This is a genomic window from Roseateles sp. GW821-FHT09G03, assembly GCF_059416045.1.
Genome location: NZ_JBWKOK010000005.1, coordinates 52,358 through 72,332, shown reverse-complemented (window position 1 = coordinate 72,332; position 19,975 = coordinate 52,358). Strand labels below are relative to the sequence as shown.

Genomic DNA, 19,975 nt, shown 5'->3' with positions numbered 1-19,975 from the left:
AGTTTCCCGCTCAAGCGCGCTTGATCGCGAAGCCGGCCACGTAGGCATCGGGCTGCGCGGGATCGAAGCTCTTGCCCATGACGTTGAACTTCGGATACGCGCCGTCCGGCACGGCCTGGTCCAACGCCTTCATCTGCTTCTTCGCGTCGGTGAGCAGGAAGACCTTCTCCGCGATCTGCTTGTAGTTCACGTCGCCCTTCAGGTAGCCCCAGCGCTTCATCTGCGTGAGCATCCAGACGGCCATGCTCTGCCACGGGATCGGATCGAAGTCCGCGCGGTCCGGCACGACGCGCACGTTGCCCAGGCCGTCGGCGAACTTGCCGGTCAGCACCTGCGCGATCACGGTCTCCGGCTGGTTCAGGTAGGCCTGCGGCGCGATGACCTTGGCGATCAGCTCGCGGTTGCGCGCCTCGCGTGCCATCGCGGCGGAGGTCAGCACGGCGCGGTACAACGCGGCGAAGGTGTTGGGGTTCTTCTGGATGAACTCCGTGCTGGTGCCGAAGGCGCAGCAGGGATGGCCGTTCCACAGTTCCTTGGAGAGGAGGTGGATGAAGCCGACCTCCTCGAACACCGCGCGCTGGTTGAACGGGTCCGGGCCGAGGAAGCCGTCGATGTTGCCGGCGCGCAGGTTGGCCACCATCTCCGGTGGCGGCACGACGCGGATCTGGATGTCGCGATCCGGATCGAGGCCCGCTTCCGCCACGTAGTAGCGCAGCAGGAAGTTGTGCATCGAGTACTCGAAGGGCACGGCGAACTTGAAGCCCTTCCACGCCTTCGGATCGCGCTTGTCCTTGTGCTTCGTCGCCAGCGTGATGGCCTGGCCGTTGGTGTTCTGGATCGTCGCCACGTTCATCGGCGTGGCCGTCGCGCCCAGGCCCAGACTGATGGCCAGCGGCATCGGGCTGAGGAAGTGCGTGGCGTCGTACTCCTTGTTGATCATCTTGTCGCGGATCAGCGCCCAGCCGGCCGTCTTCACGACCTCGACGTTCAGTCCCTGCTTGGCGTAGAAGCCCAGCGGGTGGGCCATGATCAGCGGCGTCGCGCAGGTGATCGGGATGAAACCGATCTTGAGATCTTTCTTCTCCAGGGCGCCGCGCTCCTGCGCCATCGCCTGCAGCGGCGCGATCGGCAGCACGCTGCTGATCGCTGCCATCGCGCTACCGCGACCGACCGCGCGCAGGAAACGCCGGCGCAGCGCGTCCTGCGGGAACAAGGCCTTCACCAGCGCGGCTTCGACGAACTGGTTGGACTCGGCCTCGATGTCGGCCATGTCCATCGCGCCGGCGCGCGTGCGCAGCGTCGCCGCGGCCTGGTCGCGATCCACGTCGCGGGCATGCTCGGCCTCGCTGCCGTGGCGCCCGCAGGCGCAGCGCATCAGCAGCGGGCTATCGGCGTCGTAAGGGTCGTGGCGGAGGTCGCTCATCGCTGCTTTCCAGGTCGGTGGACGAATGCATCCACTCTAGGAAAGCGCGACCGATCACGGCATCGTGCGCGCCGTGGTTCTCATGTAGGGCTGGCACTACACGCGCGCGTCGGCGCGGGGACCACAGCCACACCCGGCGGAGGCGGCCGTCGGAGAACACCCGACGGCGGCGCCGAGATCGACGCGCCTGGCCAACGCTTCGGCGCTCTCCTTGCGCTCGCTGTAGCGGCTCAGCAGATAAGGGCCGAGGTCGCGCGTCAACAGCGTGAACTTGAACAGCTCCTCCATCACGTCCACCACACGGTCATAGAAGGCCGAGGGCTTCATGCGCCCGTCCTCCGTGAATTCCGCGAACGCCTTGGCGACGGAAGACTGGTTCGGGATGGTCAACATGCGCATCCAACGCCCCAACACCCGCAGCTGGTTCACGGCGTTGAACGACTGCGATCCGCCGGAGACCTGCATCACCGCCAGCGTCTTGCCCTGCGTGGGCCGTACCGAGCCCGAGGACAGCGGGATCCAGTCGATCTGCGTCTTCATGATGCCGGTCATGGCGCCGTGCCGCTCGGGGGAACACCAGACCATGCCCTCGGACCAGGCGGCGAGCTCGCGCAGCTCCCGCACCTTCGGATGCGATTCGGGTGCGTCATCGGGCAGAGGCAGGCCGCTCGGGTCGAAGATCCTGACCTCCGCGCCCATGGCCTCGAGCAGGCGCGCCGCTTCGAAGGTCAGCAGGCGACTGTAGGAGCGCTCGCGCAGCGAGCCGTACAGCATGAGGATGCGCGGTGCATGCTGGGAGGGGGCTGATGTCCTGAGACGCTCGTTGGTGGGAACGTCCAGCAGATCCTCGGTCAGCGCTGGGAACGTGGCGTCGGGAAAGAGGCGTTCAGACATGGTGTGCGGGCGTCGATGGAGGGGAGGAGGGCACGCGTTCGGAGATGCGCGGCGATGACAGCAGCCGATGAGTCGCCACCGCGAGGGCGGCACCAGCCAGCTCGGCCACGACGAAGCCTGGCGCGCTCGCCGGCGCGATGCCGGCGAAGCTGTTGCTGAACATGCGACCGAAGACGGCCGCCGGATTGGCGAAGGACGTCGAGGCCGTGAACCAGTAGGCCGCGCCGATGTAGGCCGCCACCATGGCCGCCACGCGCGTGGGAGGTGCCCGCAGGATCACGAGCAACAGCCCGAACGTGGCGACGCCCTCGGCGATCCACTGACCCGTGCCGCTTCTGACCTTGGTGGAAAACTGCAGCACGTTCATGTCGAACATGGCGTGGGCGAGCCAGGCGCCGAGCATGGCGCCCAGCAGTTGAGCGGCGATGTAGGGCAGCAGCGCGCGCCTGGCGAGTTCGCCGCGCCAGGCCATGACGGCGCTGACGGCGGGGTTGAAGTGAGCGCCGCTGACGGGGCCGAAGACCTCGATCAACACGTAGAGGCCGCCGACCGTGGCCAGGGTGTTGGCCAACAGCGCGATCGCGACGTTGCCGCCTGAGAGGCGTTCCGCCATGACGCCGGAACCGATCACGGTGGCGAGCAGGAGCATCGTGCCCAGGACTTCCGCAAGCAGCTTGCGCGACAGCGTCATCGCATCAGCTCCGGGCGATCTCGACCAACGCCTGCTGGAGTTCCGCCTTGCTCATCGTCGCCAGCGGCAACTGCACCAGTTGCAGCATGCGATAGCCGATGGCCTGGCGCGTCAACTCGAACGCGCGGCGTTTATCCTCTTCGTCACCCTCGATGTTGGACGGGTCCGGGTACCCCCAGTGCACCTTGACCGGCTGGCCCGCCCCGCCGAAGAAGACGGGGCACTGTTCGGCCGCGGCGCTGTCGCACACGGTGATGACGATGGACAACGGCGGCGCGTCCGGCGTGGTGAACTCGTCCCAGCTCTTGCTGCGATAGCCCGAGGTGTCGACGCCGGCGGCCTGCAAGGCTTCGAGCGCCAACGGGTTGAGCCGACCGCTGGGCGCGCTGCCCGCGCTGAAGGCACGGACGTCCTTGCCGAGCCGCGTCGCCCAGTGATTCAGCATGCCTTCGCTGAGCACACTGCGGGCAGAGTTGTGGGTGCAGAGGATGAGCACGTGGGTCGTCATGTCAGCAGCCGCAGTGGGTCGATGTGGGTGCCACGGCGCAGGCGGCGCCCTGGCAGCAGTTCTCGGTGAGATAGGCCAGGAGCGCATTCATCTGCGGGTAGGCGGCGCGGTAGATCATGTGCCGGCCGGAGGGCTCCGAGGTGACCAGTCCCGCCTCGCTGAGGTCCTTCAGATGGAAGCCCAGCTTGGCGTAGGCCACGCCCAGCATGTCCACGAGAGCGCCCGGTGTCAGGCCGTCTTCGCCTGCCACGACCAAGGCGCGGAACGCGTCGAGTCGGATCGGATGCGCCAGCGCGCCGAGGCCGGCGAGGGCTGTTGTCTTGTCCATGGCGAACATTACAACAAAACTTGTAATTACCCGCAAGTCCCGACCTTGAAGCGCGAGTTCAACGAGGTCGCTACACTTCGGCCGCTCATGCTTCGCCGCCTCGCCCATCGCCTGACCGTCACGTGCTACGTGGCGTTGTCGCTGCTGTTCTCACAGCTGGCGTTGGCCAACTACGTCTGCCCGCAGGAGCGGGACATGGCGGCGATGGCCGAGATGGTGGCGTCCGGCATGCCGTGCGAAGGCATGGACATGGACCAGCCGGCGCTGTGTGCGGAGCACTCGTCCAGCACGCCCCAGTCGTTCGAGCCCATCAAGCTGCCGACGCTCGCGCCGCCGCTGGTGGTGTCGATCCTGGCGGTGAGCGTCGACCTTGGCGAGGACGCCCGCCTGCCCGCCTCGGCGATGACGCCGGCCGAGGATCGACCGCCGCCCGATCCGCTCTTCCTTTCCACGCTCAGACTCCGAGTCTGATCAGCTCCGTCGATGGAATGGCGCCGGCGAGGCATGCCGCCTCCCGGCTTCGTTGTCGTTCGTCTTCGGAGCTCTCGTGAACCCAAGAACCCTTCTGCGCGCAGCCGCCTTGGCTGCCGTTTCGCTGCCCCTGCTCAGCCAGGGCACGCCACTCACGCTCGACCAGGCCATGAGCCTCGCGGTCCAGCGATCGGAATCCGCCCGGGCCACCCGGGCCGGCGTCACCAGCGCCGCCGAAACGGCGCGCGCGGCCGCCCAATTGCCCGATCCCGTGCTGCGCGCCGGCATCGACAACCTGCCCGTTTCCGGCACCGACCGCTTCAGCGGCCGGGACTCGATGACGATGAAGCGCGTCGGGATCTCCCAGGAATGGCTGTCCGCCGGCAAACGCAGCGCGCGACAGGCCGTCGCGGATGCGGCGGTCCAACGTGAGGCTGTCGCCGTGTTGGCGTCGCAGGCCGAGGTGCGCCTGCAGACCGGTCTGACCTACCTGGACGCCTACTTCGCCGGCATGGCGCTCGAGCTGGCGACGGAGGCGGAGCATCACGCCCACGACGAGCTGGAGGCGGCCCGCGCCCGGCTCGCTTCCGCCACGGCGACCGGCCAGGAAGTGCTCGGACTGTCCGGTGCACGCGGCATGGCCGAGGACGAGTCCGCCGAGGCACGCCAGCAGATGGACGTCGCGCGGGCCGCACTGGAGCGTTGGATCGGCGTCCCCGTCGATGACCTGGCCGCGCCGGGCGCGTTGCCGCAGCCTGCCGAGTCCGCGTACGCGGCGAGTCATCCCGCCGTCCTGGCCGCGGAACGGGACCTTGGCCAGGCTCGCGCGGAGACCGAGGCGGCACGGACGAATCGCCACCCGAACTGGTCCTGGGAGGTCAGCTACGGGCAGCGATCGGGCTATGCGGACATGGTGTCGGTCGGCGTCAGCATCCCCCTCGCGATCGCGCCGGCGCAGCGCCAGGACCGGGAACTCGCGGCCAGGCTCGCGCTCGCGGAGAAGGCCGAGGCCCAGCTCGCCGAGACGACCCGCATGGCCGTCGGCGAGTACCGGATGCTCGCCACCGAAGCAGCGCGCCTGGCCGGACGCGTCGACCGCTATCGGACGTCGGTCGTCCTCCCCGCGCAGCAGCGCACCGCCGTGGCGCTGGCCGCCTACCGCTCGAACCAGGTGCCGCTGACCACGCTCTTCGAATCGCGCCACGCCGAACTGGAAGCGAGGCGGAAGCTGCTCGCGCTCGAGCGCGATCTGGCGCGGGCGCAGGCATCGCTGGCGTTCAAGACCCTCGTCGAAGGAGACCGTCCATGAAGCGCGCAGCAGTCGTTGTTTCGCTGGTGGCGATCGGCGTCGCGTTGGCGCTGGGTGGCTTCTACGTGGGTCGAACGATCGATGGCACCGTCTGCATGGACGACGCACGACCCGCGGCGACCCCCGACGCCGAGCGTGATCGCCAGGTGCTGTACTGGCACGACCCCATGGTGCCGGGCCATCGCTTCGACAAGCCCGGCAAGTCTCCGTTCATGGACATGCAGCTGGTGCCGGTGTACGCCGATGAAGCGGCGGACGCCGGCGTCAGGATCGGCGCCACGGTGCAACAGAACCTCGGCGTCCGCACGGTCGCCGCGAAGATGACCGAGGTGTCGTCGTCGTTCGACGCGGTCGGCGCGGTGCAGTTCGACGAGAGGCTGAACGTCGCCGTCCAGACACGCGTCGCGGGCTACGTCGAACGCTTGCTCGTGCGGGCGCCCCAGTCGATGGTGCGCAAGGGGCAGCCGCTCGCCACGGTCTTCGCGCCCGAATGGCTGGGACCTCAGAACGAATGGCTCGCGCTCAAACGCGCCGGCGCCGCACCGGAGCTGGTCGCGGCCGCGAGGGACCGCTTGAGGGCGATGTCCGTTCCCGAAGCGCTGATCCGGCACAGCGAGGAGACCGGCACGGCCCAGGCGCGCTTCACGCTGGAAGCGCCGGTGGGCGGCGTGGTGGCGGAACTGGGCGTTCGCGAAGGCGTGGCAGTGACTGCCGGGACGACGCTTTTCCGCATCGCCGGCCTGGAACGCGTGTGGGCGGTGGTCGAGGTGCCTGAAGCGCAGGCGGCCCGACTGGTCCGTGGTCAGAAGGTCGGGGCGACGCTGCAGTCCGATGCCACGCAGGTGTTCGACGGTGAACTCAAGGAGATCCTTCCGCAGGTCAACGCCGACACGCGCACGCTGCAGGCGCGCTTCGAGGTCGACAACCGGAGCGGCAAGCTGGTGCCCGGCATGCTGCTGCGCCTGCGGATTGCGGGTGCGACTGCCTCGCGGCTGGTCGTCCCCGCGGAGGCTGTCATCCGTACCGGCACACGGGCCGTCGTCATCGTCCGCCGACAGGGCGGGGCCTTCGAGCCGCGTGAGGTGAGGCTCGGGGTGGATCTGGGGAATGACGTGGAGGTCCTCGACGGCTTGCGTCCCGGGGAGGAGGTGGTGGCGAGCGGCCAGTTCCTCATCGACTCTGAGGCGCATCTGAAGTCCTCGCTGGGGGCGATGTCCGCGGCGCCGGTCGCGTCGATGGCTTCTTCTCCCGCATCCACGCCGACGTCCGCTGCCGCCGCGATCACCTACCGCGCCGAGGGCACGGTCGAGAGCATCGATGCCGACAGCATCATCCTGTCGCACGGCCCCGTGCCGGCCTTGAAGTGGCCCGGCATGACCATGGGTTTCGGCAAGCCCGATCCGCGAGCCTTCGCCGAGGTGAAACCCGGCGACAAGGTCCGCGTGGAGTTCAAACAGGGCGGCCCCATGGCATGGGAGCTCGTGTCGGTGCGCAGGATCGGAGGCGCGCCATGATCGCCGCGCTCATCCGCTGGTCGATCGGCAACCGCTTCCTGGTGCTGATCGCCACCGCGATGCTGGTCGCGGCGGGCCTGTGGTCCGTCGCGCGCACGCCGGTGGATGCCTTGCCCGACCTGTCGGACACGCAGGTCATCGTGCGCACCAGCTACCCGGGCAAGCCGCCGCAGGTGGTCGAGGACCTGGTCACCTACCCGCTGACCACGACGATGCTCAGTGTCCCCGGCGCGAAGACCGTTCGCGGCTACAGCTTCTTCGGCGACTCCTTCGTCTACGTGCTCTTCGACGATCGGACCGACCCGTACTGGGCCCGATCCCGGGTGAGCGAGGCGCTCGGTCAGATCCAGGGGCGCTTGCCGCCGGGGGCCACCGCGGTGCTGGGTCCGGATGCGACCGGCGTGGGCTGGATCTACGAATACGCCCTGGTCGATCGCACCGGCGCGCACGACCTCGGGCAACTGCGCGCGCTCAACGACTGGTTCCTGAAGTTCGAACTCAAGACGGTGCCGGACGTGGCCGAGGTGGCCAGCCTGGGCGGCATGGTGCGGCAGTACCAGGTCGTCCTCGATCCGGACCGGATGCGCGCGCTCGGCGTGACGCAGGAGGCCGTCCTGGCCGCGCTGCGCAACGCCAATCAGGCCTCGGGCGGCTCAGTCGTGGAGATGGCGGAGAGCGAGTACATGGTGCGATCGCGCGGCTTCCTGAAGTCGCTGGACGACTTCCGCGACATCCCGATCCGCGTCGCCCGGGCGACGCCGGTGATGCTGCGGGAGGTCGCCTTCGTGCAGGTCGGGCCCGAGATGCGCCGCGGCATCGCCGAGCTGGACGGCGAGGGCGAGGTCGCCGGCGGCGTGATCGTCATGCGCTCGGGGAAGAACGCCCGGACGACGATCGAGGCGGTCAAGGCCAGGATCGCCGCACTCAAGCCGGGTCTGCCGCCGGGTGTGGAGATCGTGGAGACCTACGACCGGTCGACCCTCATCGATCGCGCGGTCGACCATCTGCGCGACAAGCTCATCGAGGAGTTCATCGTCGTGGCGGTGGTCTGCGCGGTGTTCCTGTTCCACCTGCGCTCCGCGCTGGTCGCGGTCGTGACCTTGCCCGTGGGGGTGCTGACGGCCTTCATCGTGATGCATTGGCAGGGTCTGAGCGCCAACATCCTGAGCCTCGGCGGCGTGGCGATCGCGCTGGGCGCGATGGTCGACGCGAGCGTGGTGCTGGTCGAAGCCGCGCACAAGCACCTGGAGCACTTCGAGGCGCGGCACGGTCGATCGGCCAGCATCACCGAGCGCTGGACGCTCATCACCGAGGCGGCGGTCGAGGTCGGACCGGCGCTGTTCTTCTCCCTCCTGGTGATCACGCTGTCCTTCCTGCCGGTGTTCACGCTGGAGGCGCAGGAGGGGCGGCTGTTCTCGCCGCTGGCGCTGACCAAGACCTATGCGATGGCCGCGGCCGCCGGCCTGTCCGTGACCTTGGTGCCCGTGCTGATGGGCTATCTGATCCGGGGCCGCATCCCGAGGGAAACCGCCAATCCGATCAACCGCCTGCTCATCGCGATCTACCGGCCGGCGCTGGAGGCCGTGCTGCGATTCCCCAAGGCGACGCTGGTGGTGTCGGCGCTGGTGCTGGCGATGACGGCGGTGCCGCTGATGCGGCTCGGCGGAGAGTTCATGCCGCCGCTGGATGAAGGCGATCTGCTGTACATGCCGTCCGCGCTGCCCGGGCTGTCCGCGTCCAAGGCGGCGGAACTGCTGCAGCAGACCGACCGGCTCATCAAGACGGTGCCCGAGGTGGAGCGTGTCTTCGGCAAGGCCGGCCGCGCGGACACCGCGACGGACCCGGCGCCGCTGGAGATGTTCGAGACGACGATCCGGTTCAAGCCGCGTGCGCAGTGGCGATCCGGCATGACGCCGGAAAAGCTCACCGAGGAACTGGACCGTGTCGTCAAGGTCCCCGGCTTGTCCAACGTCTGGGTGCCACCGATCCGCAACCGCATCGACATGCTGGCGACCGGCATCAAGAGCCCCGTCGGCATCAAGGTGTCCGGGCCCGACCTGGCCACGCTGGACCGGCTGACGACGCAGATCGAATCCGTGGTCAAGCGAGTGCCCGGCGTGTCGTCCGCGTTGGCGGAGCGGCTGACGGGCGGCCGCTACATCGATGTCGACATCGATCGCGCGGCCGCGGCGCGGTACGGACTGTCCGTGGCCGCAGTGCAGGCCATCGTCGCCACGGCCATCGGCGGCGAGAACGTCGGCGAGGTGATCGCGGGTCGTGAGCGCTATCCGATCAACGTCCGATATCCGCGGGAGATCCGGGATTCGCTGGAGCGATTGCGCCAGCTGCCGTTCGTGACGGAGCAGGGCGCGACCGTGCTGCTGCGGGACGTCGCGCGCGTGACCGTCGAGGAGGGGCCACCGATGCTGCGCAGCGAGAACGCCCGGCTGTCGGGCTGGGTGTACGTCGATGTCCGCGGGCGGGACCTGCGCTCGGTCGTCCACGACATGCAGGCCGCGGTGGCCCGGCAGGTGGCCATGCCGGCGGGCTACGCGCTGTCGTGGTCCGGCCAGTTCGAGTATCTGGAGCGCGCGACCGAGCGTCTGAAGGTGGTGGTGCCGGCCACGCTCGCCGTGATCTTCGTGCTGCTCTACCTGCTGTTCCGCTCCGCGGGCGACACGCTGCTCGCATCGCCTTGGCCGGCCTGGCGGCGGAGTTCGGCGTGGTCATGCTGGTCTACCTCAAGAACGCCCATGCGCAGCGTCTGGCGGCTGGCGAGCCGGACGACGACGCCACGCTGCTCGCGGCGATCCGCGAAGGCGCGGCGCTGCGTGTGCGACCCAAGGCGATGACCGTCGCCGTGGTGATGGCAGGTCTGCTGCCGATCCTGCTCGGCAGCGGGACGGGATCCGAGGTCATGGCGCGGATCGCCGCCCCGATGGTGGGTGGCATGGTCACGGCGCCGCTGCTCAGCATGCTCGTCGTTCCGGCCGCGTGGTACCTGCTGAGACGTCGTCGCACCGCGGCGACGCCGGCTTCCGACCCGCCATCCGTGGCTTCGCCCTTCCGCGCCGATCCAGGTTGAAGATCCGCTGCCAGAGCATCGGCACGTCGTCGCAGCGGGGAAGAAGTCCGACGGCGCTGAGACGCTAAGGCGCGAGCAGTTCCCGCCGCACGGCGAAGAGCGTCAGCTCCACGTCGTTGCGCACGCCGGTCTTCTCGAGGATGCGGGCGCGGTAGGTCGACACCGTATTGGAGGACAGGACGAGCTGTTCGGCGATCTCGCCCACGCTGCGGCCGGCGACCAGCATCTGGAAGACCTGGTGCTCGCGGTGCGAGAGCACCTCGTGCAGCGGCACGGCGTCGTCCGCCATGAAGGCGCCGCCGATCGCGCCCGCCAGGTGCTCGGCGACGCTGGGCGTGATGAAGCGGCGACCGCGCGCGACGGTGCGCACGGCGTCGATCATCTGCTCGCTGTCGGCGCTCTTGTTGAGGTAGCCCGCCGCGCCGAGCTTCAGGCTGCGTACCGCGTACTGACGATCCGGATAGGTGGAGAGCATCAGCACCGGCAGCTTCGGGAACTCGCCGCGGAGCGACTTGAGGATGTCGAGCCCATCGCGCTGCGGCATCGCGATGTCCAGCAGCACGACGTCCGGCCCCGAGCCGGCCGCCGCGCCGGCGCGCACCTGCTGGATGGCTTCGGGTCCGTTGGCGGCCTCGCCGATCACGCGCAGGTCGGCGGCCTCGGCGAGGATCTGCTTGATGCCTTCGCGCACGATGCGGTGGTCGTCGCAGATCAGCACGCGGATCGTCATGACGGCGCTCCCTCGAGCGGCATGACCAGCCGCACCGTCGTGCCGCGCCCGGGCGTGCTGGCGATGCCGAGCCGGCCGCCGAACTGCGCTGCGCGTTCGCGCATGCCGAGCACACCGTAGCTGCGCGCGTCGTTGAGCGCCTCGTCGGGCGCGCCGATGCCGTCGTCGCTGACCTGCAGGTAGAGCACCGGCTGCGGCGGCGCGTCGACGTCGATGCGGATGTCCACGCGCGACGCCTGCGCGTGTCGCGCGACGTTGGACAGCACCTCCTGGAAGATCCGGAACACCGCGATCGCCAGGCCGCCCTCGGGCGGAACGACATCGGCGGCGACGAAGATGCGGAAGCGCACCTCGCGCTCGTCGCTGCCGGCGAGCTGGAACTCCTGGGCCTGCCACTCCAGCGCGGCCCACAGGCCCTGGTGGTCGAGGATGCTCGGGCGCAGGTCCGTGATGATGCGGCCGACCGCGTCCACGGCCGTGTCGACGAGTCCGCCCATGCGGTGGCACTTCGCCACCATCGCGGCGCGCTGTGCCTCGTCGCCGACGCGGCGCTCCAGCCAGTTGACGTCCATCTTCAGCGCGACCAGCAGCGAGCCGAGTTCATCGTGGATCTCGCGCGCGATGCGCTTGCGTTCTGTCTCGCGGACGGCCTCGAGGTGATGCGCGAGCTCGCGCAGCTGGGAGGTCCGCTCGGCGACGCGGCGTTCGAGCTGGTCGTGGCTGGCGCGCAGTTGCTCCTCGGCGTGCTTGCGCTTGGAGATGTCGACGAAGGTGACCACGGCGCCCTGGACCTCGCCGTGCTCGAACAGCGGATAGCTCGAATACTCCGCGGGGAAGGCGCTGCCGTCGGCGCGCCAGAGCACCTCGTCGTCGATGCGGCAGGGATCGCCGCGGCGGAAGGCGTTGAAGATCGGGCAGTCGCACTCGCGGTAGTCGCTGCCGTCGCCATGCGAGTGGTGGATCAGCGCATGCATGTTGCGGCCGAGCACCTCGTCGGTGCGCCAGCCCAGCGTGTCGCAGGCGGCGCGATTCACGAAGGTGCATCGGCCGTCCATGTCGATGCCGAAGATGCCCTCGCCGGTGCTGGCCAGCAGCAGTGCAAGACGGCGTGCGGCCTCGTCGGGCGAGGCCTGGTCGTCGGCTGATTCGTGGGCAGCGGCGGGAGCGGGCAGGGCGGTGGGCGGGAACATGCCCTGCGAGCGTGCAAAGGATGTGCCATGTCGGCGCGCGCCTGCCCCAGTCGCACTCGTTGTCGCCGCCGACCGGCCTGCGCTGGGCGCGGGCGCGGTCGGCGACGCGCGCTCAAGCGCGGCGCAGCTTCACCGACGGGAAGTCCACCGGCACCGCGAAGGCGACGTTCACGTAGTTCGTGAACAGGTTCAGCGCGACGTGCGCCAGGATCTCCACGATCGCGCCGTCGTCGAAGCCGACGTCGCGCAGCGACTGCACGTCGGCGTCGTTGACCTGGGCGCGGTCGTTGACGACCTTCAGCGCGAAGCGCAGCGCGGCGGCGGTCTTCGGATCCGCGGACTCGCCCATCTGCGCGGCGGCCATTTCATCGGCGCTCGCGCCAGCCTTGCGACCCAGCGCGGTGTGCGCGGCCAGGCAGTACTCGCAGGCGTTGCGATCGGCGATGGCGACGGCGATCTGCTCGCCCAGCTTCGCGGGGATCACGCCGCCGCCGAGGGCGCCGAAGCTGCCCCCCAGGCTCTTGAGGGCGGCGGGCGAGTTGGCCACGGCGCGGAACATCGCCGGCGTGGCGCCGAACGCGGCCTGGATCTGGTCGAGCGCGACCTTGGCGTCGCCCTGGGCTTGCTTGGGATCGACGAGGGCGACGCGGGAGGTGACGGACATGATGGTTCCTTTCAATGGTTGAGGACGGTGGCTGTGTCAGGCAGCGTCGGGTGTTCGTTTGCTGCTGGACGTCAGTGTGGTCCTCGAAGGAGTACCATTGGCCGCGTTTCATCCATCAAACGAATCCAAACGTCCATGGCTGCCAAATCCCCGTCCTCCGCCGCTGCCTCGACCCCAGCGAGGAAGGTGAGTGCTGCGACCGCAGCGACCGCTGCGACTGCGGCATCGACGGCGTCGCTGCCGCCGATCGACCGTCTGTCCTCGCTGCTGGAGCACTTCCGCGTCCGCGCGCGGCTGTTCCATGTCGGACCGCTGTGCGGCGTGAGTCCGTTCGATCCGTTGCCGGGCCGGGGCTTCCTGCATGTGATGAAGCGCGGGGAGATGGAACTCCGTCATCCCGCCAGCGCCGGCCTGCCGCGCAAGCTGCGCGTGGACGAGCCTTCGCTGCTCTTCTATCCGCGTCCGGTCGCGCACGAGTTCCGCAATCCACCGCGCGAGGGCTCCGACTACACCTGCGCCGAGCTGGAGTTCGACGGCGGTCCGCTCAATCCGCTGGTGCGGGCATTGCCGCCGCTGGTGCTGCTCCCGCTGGCGCGCGTGGAGGGACTGGAGATGTCCCTGCAGCTGCTGTTCTCGGAGACGGAGCGGCTGCGCTGCGGCCAACGCGTGCTGGCGGACCGGCTGTTCGAGGTCGTGCTGATCCAGCTGCTGCGCTGGCTCATCGACCATCCGGCGGAGGCGGGCGTGCAGCCGGGGCTCGTCACGGGGCTGTCCGATCCGCGCGTCGCGCAGGCGCTCGCGGCCGTGCACGAGGCGCCGGGCGAGGCGTGGTCCCTCGAGCGCATGGCGGCGCGCGCGGGCATGTCGCGCAGCGCCTTCGCGGCGCGCTTCCGCGAGTTGGTGGGGCAGGCGCCGGCGGCCTACCTCGCCGACTGGCGCCTGAGCCTGGCGCAGGAACAACTGCGGCTGGGCCGCTCGATCAAGCAGATCGCCGATCAGCTCGGCTACGCGAATGCGTCGGCACTGTCACGCGTCTTCACGCAGCGGGTGGGGCGGTCGCCGAGGGAATGGCGGCAGGGGCTGGTGGAGCAGGGCGAGTCGAGTGCTGCCTGAGACTTGCGCTCACGGCCGACGGGCGAGCGTGGGCTTTCGGCTAGGCTAGTGGATATGGATCTGCAGACGCTCATCGATACCTTGTATGAAGACCTTGACGCACGCGTGAGCTCGGTGTCATTGGACGATGCGGGCGACCTTCGCCTGCACATCGACTACGACAGCTTCGTCATGCCTGAAGGAACGCAGCACGTCGAACTCAAGTGCATCCGTCCCAAGGAATTCACTGTCACGGCCGGCTGCATCAGATCGATCGATCAGCCCAAGGAACACATCCTGCTGGCCGACCATCACGGTCCGCAGTCGCAGATATTCTTTTCCTCCGCGCCGGCGTCGCCGGAAGAGGTGTTCTATCGCGCTCACGCCGTGCTCTCAAAGGAGTTCGACCGCTGGCGCGATCCGGCGACCTATCTGAACGGTTCACCCGAGGCCCTGCGGGGGCATCTGCTTGGCGGCTACGGCCTGTTGGCTCGTGGCCCCCAGTTCGTGATGGAAGCGCTGGCTGCCGCCGTCAATCCGCTCTTGAACGTCAAAACGATGGAGTCACATGCGCTGCAAAGCTCCGCGATCGTTCTGACACTCGATCGCCAATTCGTGATCTGCGAGTCGGTCGAGGTTCTGCACAGGGAGGACTGACGTGTCGCGGCAGCAGAACGTCCAGCAGCAGAACGCGAGTGCAGAGCTCCGAATTCGCAGTGATGCGAATCATTGGCGAGCGACTCCGTGGCCGCACGCCTTGCGACAGGTCGCGGAAGTGCGCGGCGTCGACTGCGATCGGGCGATCGTGATTCGCCTGGAAATCGACTTCCCAGGCATGCCTCGCTTGTTCGGCCGCTTGCTGACCGCGGAAGGCCGCTTCATCGACTTCGAGATCGAGACGGACGCGCTGCACCTGGTGATAGAAGGCGTCATCGAATGGGACGACGTGACGCACGAGCAAAACCTGTCACCGCACAACAGGGGCGTCGGCGCGGGTCTCGGGGCGATCGCGCTGAAGGTGCTGGAGGAGTTGAACGCCACACCGGGAAACGCGTGAGGAAGACCATCGCCGCATTGGCTCTCGTCTTCGGCGTGTCCTTGGCGCACGCGGGTCCCGGTTGCCCTGCCGATTACGGTCAGCGCCTGACGACTTGGCTGGCGGCAGACCAGGCCATTCGCAGCGTGGCTGGCGGCGTGATCGTCGATGAGCGCCGTCTCATCAATGCGATGGAGGCTCTGGGCGGCCAGCATGCCCAACAGTTCCGCGTGTTGCTGAAGCGATGCGGTTGGCCGGACCAGCGCAAGTACGGTGAAGAGGTGACCAAGGCAGCCTGGATGTTGGCACAGCATGCGGACGACGATGTGGCTTTCCAGGAGGAGGCCTTGAACGCTTTGCGCCGTGCGGCGGAACACGGCGCGGCGCCTCGCCGTCACGTCGCGTATCTCGCGGATCGAATCCGCATCCATCGCGGACAACCACAACTCTTCGGCACGCAACTGCGATTGATCGACGGGCGGATGACCCCCGAACCCATCGTTGATGAAGATGCGGTCGATCAGCGTCGCGCATCACATGACCTTCAACCGCTGGCGGACTACGTCGCCGAGGCCCAGAAGCGCTTTGACTCGCGATGAGGCGGGCTCCTATAGGATGTCCAGGCCGAGTCGACCCATGTCTGGATTGGGTTGAACGAAGCGGGGAGCAAGACCAATGGGCTCGAAGGGCGGAGGCGCGCGGCATGCGCAGCGGCGGGCACCCGGAGCGCTGCCCACGCGTGCGGCACGCGGCAGTGCCTTGGCGGAGCAGGGCAAGCTGGCGGAAGCCGAGGCCGTCGTGGACGAGGCGGCGCGAGCCACCGATGCGACGCCGGACGTGTTCGTGCTGCTGGCCTCGGTCCGGCAGAGGGCCGGCGACGCCGCCGGCGCGGTGGATGCGCTGCATCAGGCCACGCAGCGGTTTCCCGACGACTGGCGGCCCTTCACGCGACTTGGCGCGCTGCTCGCCGAGCATCGGAACTGGGACAGCGCCGCCACGTGTTTCGCGGCCGCGGCGCAATTGCGACCGGACAACGCGGACATCGCCTTCAACCTCGGCACCTCGTTGCGCGAGGCAGGCCGTCACGAGGACGCGATCCAGGCCTTCGAGCGCACCGCCACCCTGAACCCGGCGTATGGAGCGGCTTATCTCGGGCTGGGCCTCACCTATCGCCTGATGGGAGCGACCGACGCCGCGCTGATGGCCTTCGACCTCGCCGCGGACACGATGCCCGAAGACGCCCGGCCGCTGAGGGAGGCCGCCAGGACGCGGATCGACGCGGGCATGCGGGCAGAAGCGATCGCCACGCTGGGCCTGATGGGCACGCGCTTCGAGCGGGATGCGGAGGTCAACAACACGCGAGGCGTGCTGCTCCAGGAACTGGGCCGCGCCGACGAGGCGTTTGCGGCCTTCACGCGGGCGCTGGACATCGACGGCCGGCACCTCGCCGCATTGAACAACCGCGGCAGCCTGCTGCTGCTGAACCGGCGGTTTTCCGAAGCGATCTCGGACTTCGATCGCGCGCTGGCGATCCAGCCGGACATGGACGGGCTGCGAAGCATCCGGCTGTATGCGGCGATGCACATCTTCGACTGGCGGCAGTTCGACAGCGGCTTGCACAGCCTGGTGCAGGACATCACCGACGGCATGCCACGCATCCAGCCGCTGGTCGTCCAGACGGTGCTGGACGACCCCGCGCTGCAGCAGCGAGCGTCCCGCCTGTGGGCTCAAGGGCTTCATCCCGACGACGCCATCGAGTCGCACGGGAACGCTGCCTCAAGCGGGATCCCGGCGGAACCAGCACCCGTCGCATCGACGCAGACATCGACCTCCGCCCGGCGTCTCAAGATCGCGTACATCTCCCGGGACTTCAGATCTCACCCGGTGTCGTACCTGATGGCCGAGGTCATCGAGCTTCACGACCGCGAGTCCTTCGAGGTCGTGGCGATCAACTATGGCGACGTGAAGGACGACGCCATGCAGCATCGGCTTCGTGGTGCGTTCGATGCCTTCCACGATGTCGCGCTTCACACGGACCTGGAAGTGGCGAGCCTGTGCCAGCGCCTGGAGGTGGACATCGCCATCGATCTGACCGGATTCACCGACGGTGCGAGGCCGGGCATCTTCGCGGCGCGGGCCGCGCCGATCCAGCTGCTCTACCTGGGCTTCCTCGGAACGTCCGGCTCGGGCTCATATGACTATCTGATCGCGGACAAGGTCTTGATTCCGGACGAGGCGCGCTCCTTCTTCGATGAGCGGCTGCTCCTGCTGCCCTGGTACCAGGCCAACGATCGCCAGCGCCCGGTGCCTGCGACGGGCTTGACACGCGATCACGTCGGCCTGCCGCGGGACGCGTTCGTCATGTGCTGCTTCAACAACCCGTGCAAGATCCTCCCGGACCAGTGGGAGCGATGGGCGGCGATCCTGCATGGCGCGCCGCAAGCCGTGCTCTGGGTCCTGGAAGAGGATGTCGTGGCCGCCGCCAACCTCAGCCAGCATGCGATGGCGAGCGGCCTCTCTGCCGAGCGCATCGTCTTCGCGCCGAGGGTCTCGCGCGATGCCTACCTGGAGCGGCTCGCCTTGGCGGATCTGTTCCTCGACACGCTCCCCTACAACGCAGGCACCACGGCGAGCGATGCGTTGTGGATGGGCGTTCCCGTGTTGACGGTCGCGGGCCGGAGCTTCCCGGCACGGATGGCCGCGAGCGTGCTGAGCGCGATCGGCTGCGAGGACCTGATCGCGGCAGATCCGGAAGCCTACGTCGCCAAGGCGATCGAACTGGCCCGGGACGCGGGCGCGTTGGCGCGGGTGAAGCAGGCGGTCCGGGACGGGCGGACGGCGGGCCGGCTGTTCGATGCGGTCGCCTTCACCCGCCATCTCGAGCGGGGCTTGAGGCGGGTTCATGAGCATCGATTGGCGGGTCACCTTCCGGCCGATCAGGTCATCGAGTGATCGGATCGGACGTTCTTGGCTCAGCGCTGATCCGGATTCAGCTTCAAGCCACTGAAAGCGCACATCCTTCGTTCGCGTCGAGTGATCGCTGCCGAAGCAGGGCGGACGTCGCGCTCAGGCTGATCGCTCCAATCATGCGGCGTGCACGCCGAAGGGCGGGACGACGTTCAGACCGCCTTGGCGGCTGCCAGAGCTGGCCGCTTCATCTCGATCAGATCGGCGACTTCACGCCGATCGTCCGATGACAGGACCGGAACAGTCAGCCACTTCCCATCATGAAACGTCCTCGTGTCGTCGTAGTTCCTCACCAGTTGCGGGCTCCACGAGTCACGCAACCTTTCGAACCTCTCCCGCTCGGCACCCCCAAGAACAATCAGAACGGAGAAGCTTCTGTATCCGGGGATAAGCGTGCACAGCGCCTTCCCCTTCGTGTAGCGCATCGACCATCCGCGACTCTTGCCACCATGTAGCCAGTCCGGCGAGAACACTTCGGGATACGAAGCGGCAATCCATTCGCGCAGCCGGGTCCAATGAGTGAAAGCGCTTCTCCCCATCCATGTACGAACCTGATCCTCATCTGGAGGTGTGGACTGGCCAGTGATCCGGTCGCCGATTTCAGGAGTCTGTTTCATGTCGCGCCCTTAGATCGAGCCGGCCGGAGAGACCAGCGGGAAGTCCTTCTCGGGGTCGAACACGTTGTTGATGTAGTTCGTCAGCGAGTACATCGCCACCAGGGCGATGATTTCCATCACGTTGGCGTCGGTGTACCCGGCATCTCGGACAGCGGCCAGATCCGCTTCGCCGACTTGGCCGCGGGTCATGATGACCTTGCGTGCGAATTGGAGGGCTGCCTCACGCTTCGGATCGGCGGCAATGCCTTTGCGAGCCAGTGTGATATCGGAAACCGGCAACTTGGCCATGTGTTCAGCCGTGAAGCTGTGGACCGTCAGGCAATAGTTGCAGCCATTGAGCTCGGATACGGCGAGGCCGATGCTGTCTCGTGTCTTCACGTCCAGCGCCTTGCTCAGCGAACCGAGCAGCGTGGCCCACGCGTTGAAGGCGATCGGGCTCTGCGCGAACGTCGCCATCATGTTGGGTGTGAAGCCGATGTTCTTGGTGAACGCGTCGAGCGTTTGCTTCGATCCGGCCGGGACCTGTTCCGGCGTCAGGGCTGCAGTTCTGGGCATGATGGTGATCCCTTGGTGTGTTGAAGATGTGATCTGTGCTCATTCGGCGCCGGCGTCGCCGGCGGCGTGTGTGGCTTCTGAGTTCGTCCCGGATCAAACGAAGTCGAGAACTTCTGCGACCGGCAGGCGAGGCTTCTGTGGCCAATTGCCCGGCCGCTCCGCGCCAATCGACAGCAGCATGACCGGAATCTCTTCCTCGCCCAGTCGGAACTCGCGATGCACCGCTTCAGCATCGAAGCCGATCATGGGCGTAGAGCCCATTCCCATGGAGCGTGCCGCATAGATCATGGCCGCCGCACCGAAGGTGGCCGTACGCACTGCCTCGTCGCGACGGCGCTGCGGATATTCCATGTAGAGGTTGCGCGCGGGGATTTCCCATTCCGAAACCATCGACGCCGGCATGATTCCAGCCTCTACAAGCGGAGCCAGGCGATCCGGGATCACGCTGGTATCGACCAACTGTCCGCAGACGATGAAGGTGACGGCTGCATCGCTCACGGCAGGTTGATTCCACGCGATGGGGCTCAGGCGAGCTTTTGCCGCGTGCGAGCGCACGGCAATGAAGCGCCAGTTCTGCAGGTGGAAGGAGGTCGGCGCCGTAGTCGCGATCCGAACCAAGTCGGAGATCTGCGCGTCGCTCAGCGTCGCGGTGGGGTCGTAATACTTGGCGGCCGTCCGGCTCAGGATGCATTCGATGACGGCGTTCGTCTGGCTTGTTCCGTTGTTCATGGTCGTCCCGCAGTGAAGGCTCGGTTGATCGTGGTCCTACGTTTTGCACTCATTCGGCGTAGAAATTCTGGTCAATCGTTGGTACGGCCGTAAGAACCAAGATGCGTCGAATTTGTGTGTACCAAGTGCTCATCGCTTCGATGTGATGACAACCGGCGAGCGAGCTGCGACG

Annotated in this window: 19 protein-coding genes and 1 pseudogene; 9 read left to right on the top strand and 11 right to left on the bottom strand. The window is 67.8% G+C overall.

Features of this window, described 5'->3' with window-relative positions; translation table 11 throughout:
• Positions 1-10 precede the first annotated feature (10 nt).
• From AC07OZ_RS18840 to AC07OZ_RS18820, 5 genes are all read right to left on the bottom strand, one after another.
• Positions 11-1,423, bottom strand: coding sequence for a CmpA/NrtA family ABC transporter substrate-binding protein (locus AC07OZ_RS18840; protein ID WP_495468618.1), 1,413 nt, complete (start codon positions 1,421-1,423; stop codon positions 11-13).
• 96 nt (positions 1,424-1,519) lie between these two features.
• On the bottom strand, positions 1,520-2,317 hold the full coding sequence (gene arsH, locus AC07OZ_RS18835) for an arsenical resistance protein ArsH (RefSeq protein ID WP_495468617.1): 798 nt from the start codon (positions 2,315-2,317) through the stop codon (positions 1,520-1,522).
• The gene (locus AC07OZ_RS18830) at positions 2,310-3,008 is read right to left on the bottom strand and encodes an aquaporin (protein ID WP_495468616.1); all 699 of its coding nucleotides are present in this window, start codon (positions 3,006-3,008) and stop codon (positions 2,310-2,312) included. The genes arsH and AC07OZ_RS18830 overlap by 8 nt, the downstream gene beginning before the upstream one ends.
• Positions 3,009-3,012: 4 nt before the next feature.
• Positions 3,013-3,516: an arsenate reductase ArsC gene (locus AC07OZ_RS18825; protein WP_495468615.1), complete on the bottom strand. Its 504-nt coding sequence runs from the start codon at positions 3,514-3,516 to the stop codon at positions 3,013-3,015.
• A gap of 1 nt (position 3,517) precedes the next feature.
• Positions 3,518-3,844, bottom strand: coding sequence for an ArsR/SmtB family transcription factor (locus tag AC07OZ_RS18820; protein ID WP_495468614.1), 327 nt, complete (start codon positions 3,842-3,844; stop codon positions 3,518-3,520).
• Positions 3,845-3,931: 87 nt separating this feature from the next.
• Between AC07OZ_RS18820 and AC07OZ_RS18815 the strand changes: the two genes are divergently transcribed.
• The 4 genes and pseudogenes from AC07OZ_RS18815 to AC07OZ_RS18800 all read left to right on the top strand — a co-directional run bounded on the left by AC07OZ_RS18815 (position 3,932) and on the right by AC07OZ_RS18800 (position 10,223).
• Positions 3,932-4,315 (top strand): hypothetical protein, encoded by a 384-nt coding sequence (locus AC07OZ_RS18815; RefSeq protein ID WP_495468613.1) that lies wholly within the window; start codon positions 3,932-3,934, stop codon positions 4,313-4,315.
• 109 nt (positions 4,316-4,424) lie between these two features.
• Positions 4,425-5,624, top strand: coding sequence for a TolC family protein (locus AC07OZ_RS18810; RefSeq protein WP_495468612.1), 1,200 nt, complete (start codon positions 4,425-4,427; stop codon positions 5,622-5,624).
• Positions 5,621-7,138 carry an efflux RND transporter periplasmic adaptor subunit gene (locus tag AC07OZ_RS18805; RefSeq protein WP_495468611.1) on the top strand — a complete coding sequence of 506 codons (1,518 nt, stop codon included), beginning with the start codon at positions 5,621-5,623 and terminating at the stop codon, positions 7,136-7,138. The genes AC07OZ_RS18810 and AC07OZ_RS18805 overlap by 4 nt, the downstream gene beginning before the upstream one ends.
• Positions 7,135-10,223 (top strand): annotated as a pseudogene (locus AC07OZ_RS18800) (efflux RND transporter permease subunit). Before AC07OZ_RS18805 ends, AC07OZ_RS18800 begins: the two are co-directional and overlap by 4 nt.
• Before the next feature lie 64 nt (positions 10,224-10,287).
• On the opposite strand, the gene AC07OZ_RS18795 reads toward AC07OZ_RS18800, so the two are convergent.
• From AC07OZ_RS18795 to AC07OZ_RS18785, 3 genes are all read right to left on the bottom strand, one after another.
• On the bottom strand, positions 10,288-10,953 hold the full coding sequence (locus AC07OZ_RS18795; RefSeq protein ID WP_495468610.1) for a response regulator: 666 nt from the start codon (positions 10,951-10,953) through the stop codon (positions 10,288-10,290).
• Positions 10,950-12,143, bottom strand: a complete 1,194-nt coding sequence (locus AC07OZ_RS18790; RefSeq protein WP_495468609.1) for a sensor histidine kinase — start codon at positions 12,141-12,143, stop codon at positions 10,950-10,952. Before AC07OZ_RS18790 ends, AC07OZ_RS18795 begins: the two co-directional genes overlap by 4 nt.
• Before the next feature lie 112 nt (positions 12,144-12,255).
• Positions 12,256-12,807, bottom strand: a complete 552-nt coding sequence (locus AC07OZ_RS18785; protein ID WP_495468608.1) for a carboxymuconolactone decarboxylase family protein — start codon at positions 12,805-12,807, stop codon at positions 12,256-12,258.
• 186 nt (positions 12,808-12,993) lie between these two features.
• On the opposite strand from AC07OZ_RS18785, the gene AC07OZ_RS18780 reads away from it, so the two are divergent.
• The 5 genes from AC07OZ_RS18780 (at position 12,994) to AC07OZ_RS18760 (ending at position 17,887) form a co-directional block, all read left to right on the top strand.
• A complete protein-coding gene (locus AC07OZ_RS18780) occupies positions 12,994-13,920 on the top strand; it encodes a helix-turn-helix domain-containing protein (RefSeq protein ID WP_495468607.1) in 927 nt (308 codons plus the stop codon).
• Positions 13,921-13,974: 54 nt separating this feature from the next.
• Positions 13,975-14,556: a hypothetical protein gene (locus AC07OZ_RS18775; protein ID WP_495468606.1), complete on the top strand. Its 582-nt coding sequence runs from the start codon at positions 13,975-13,977 to the stop codon at positions 14,554-14,556.
• Position 14,557: 1 nt separating this feature from the next.
• Positions 14,558-14,956, top strand: a complete 399-nt coding sequence (locus AC07OZ_RS18770) for a hypothetical protein (RefSeq protein WP_495468605.1) — start codon at positions 14,558-14,560, stop codon at positions 14,954-14,956.
• On the top strand, positions 14,953-15,534 hold the full coding sequence (locus tag AC07OZ_RS18765; RefSeq protein ID WP_495468604.1) for a DUF6624 domain-containing protein: 582 nt from the start codon (positions 14,953-14,955) through the stop codon (positions 15,532-15,534). The genes AC07OZ_RS18770 and AC07OZ_RS18765 overlap by 4 nt, the downstream gene beginning before the upstream one ends.
• Positions 15,535-15,610: 76 nt before the next feature.
• Positions 15,611-17,887 (top strand): tetratricopeptide repeat protein, encoded by a 2,277-nt coding sequence (locus tag AC07OZ_RS18760; RefSeq protein WP_495468603.1) that lies wholly within the window; start codon positions 15,611-15,613, stop codon positions 17,885-17,887.
• Between the two features lie 167 nt (positions 17,888-18,054).
• Here AC07OZ_RS18760 and AC07OZ_RS18755 read toward each other — a convergent pair whose 3' ends face one another.
• The 3 genes from AC07OZ_RS18755 to AC07OZ_RS18745 form a co-directional block, all read right to left on the bottom strand.
• The gene (locus AC07OZ_RS18755) at positions 18,055-18,519 is read right to left on the bottom strand and encodes a DUF3788 domain-containing protein (RefSeq protein ID WP_495468602.1); all 465 of its coding nucleotides are present in this window, start codon (positions 18,517-18,519) and stop codon (positions 18,055-18,057) included.
• Between the two features lie 9 nt (positions 18,520-18,528).
• Entirely contained in the window at positions 18,529-19,074 is a 546-nt protein-coding gene (locus AC07OZ_RS18750) for a carboxymuconolactone decarboxylase family protein (RefSeq protein ID WP_495468601.1), read from the bottom strand.
• Positions 19,075-19,167: 93 nt separating this feature from the next.
• Positions 19,168-19,803, bottom strand: a complete 636-nt coding sequence (locus AC07OZ_RS18745; protein WP_495468600.1) for a nitroreductase family protein — start codon at positions 19,801-19,803, stop codon at positions 19,168-19,170.
• Positions 19,804-19,975 lie beyond the last annotated feature (172 nt).

Coding starts and splice junctions, on each gene's coding strand:
- AC07OZ_RS18840 (WP_495468618.1), bottom strand. CDS start 1,423: ATGAGCGACCTCCGCCACGACCCTTACGACGCCGATAGCCCGCTGCTG.
- arsH (WP_495468617.1), bottom strand. CDS start 2,317: ATGTCTGAACGCCTCTTTCCCGACGCCACGTTCCCAGCGCTGACCGAG.
- AC07OZ_RS18830 (WP_495468616.1), bottom strand. CDS start 3,008: ATGACGCTGTCGCGCAAGCTGCTTGCGGAAGTCCTGGGCACGATGCTC.
- AC07OZ_RS18825 (WP_495468615.1), bottom strand. CDS start 3,516: ATGACGACCCACGTGCTCATCCTCTGCACCCACAACTCTGCCCGCAGT.
- AC07OZ_RS18820 (WP_495468614.1), bottom strand. CDS start 3,844: ATGGACAAGACAACAGCCCTCGCCGGCCTCGGCGCGCTGGCGCATCCG.
- AC07OZ_RS18815 (WP_495468613.1), top strand. CDS start 3,932: ATGCTTCGCCGCCTCGCCCATCGCCTGACCGTCACGTGCTACGTGGCG.
- AC07OZ_RS18805 (WP_495468611.1), top strand. CDS start 5,621: ATGAAGCGCGCAGCAGTCGTTGTTTCGCTGGTGGCGATCGGCGTCGCG.
- AC07OZ_RS18795 (WP_495468610.1), bottom strand. CDS start 10,953: ATGACGATCCGCGTGCTGATCTGCGACGACCACCGCATCGTGCGCGAA.
- AC07OZ_RS18790 (WP_495468609.1), bottom strand. CDS start 12,143: ATGTTCCCGCCCACCGCCCTGCCCGCTCCCGCCGCTGCCCACGAATCA.
- AC07OZ_RS18785 (WP_495468608.1), bottom strand. CDS start 12,807: ATGTCCGTCACCTCCCGCGTCGCCCTCGTCGATCCCAAGCAAGCCCAG.
- AC07OZ_RS18775 (WP_495468606.1), top strand. CDS start 13,975: ATGGATCTGCAGACGCTCATCGATACCTTGTATGAAGACCTTGACGCA.
- AC07OZ_RS18760 (WP_495468603.1), top strand. CDS start 15,611: ATGGGCTCGAAGGGCGGAGGCGCGCGGCATGCGCAGCGGCGGGCACCC.
- AC07OZ_RS18755 (WP_495468602.1), bottom strand. CDS start 18,519: ATGAAACAGACTCCTGAAATCGGCGACCGGATCACTGGCCAGTCCACA.
- AC07OZ_RS18750 (WP_495468601.1), bottom strand. CDS start 19,074: ATGCCCAGAACTGCAGCCCTGACGCCGGAACAGGTCCCGGCCGGATCG.
- AC07OZ_RS18745 (WP_495468600.1), bottom strand. CDS start 19,803: ATGAACAACGGAACAAGCCAGACGAACGCCGTCATCGAATGCATCCTG.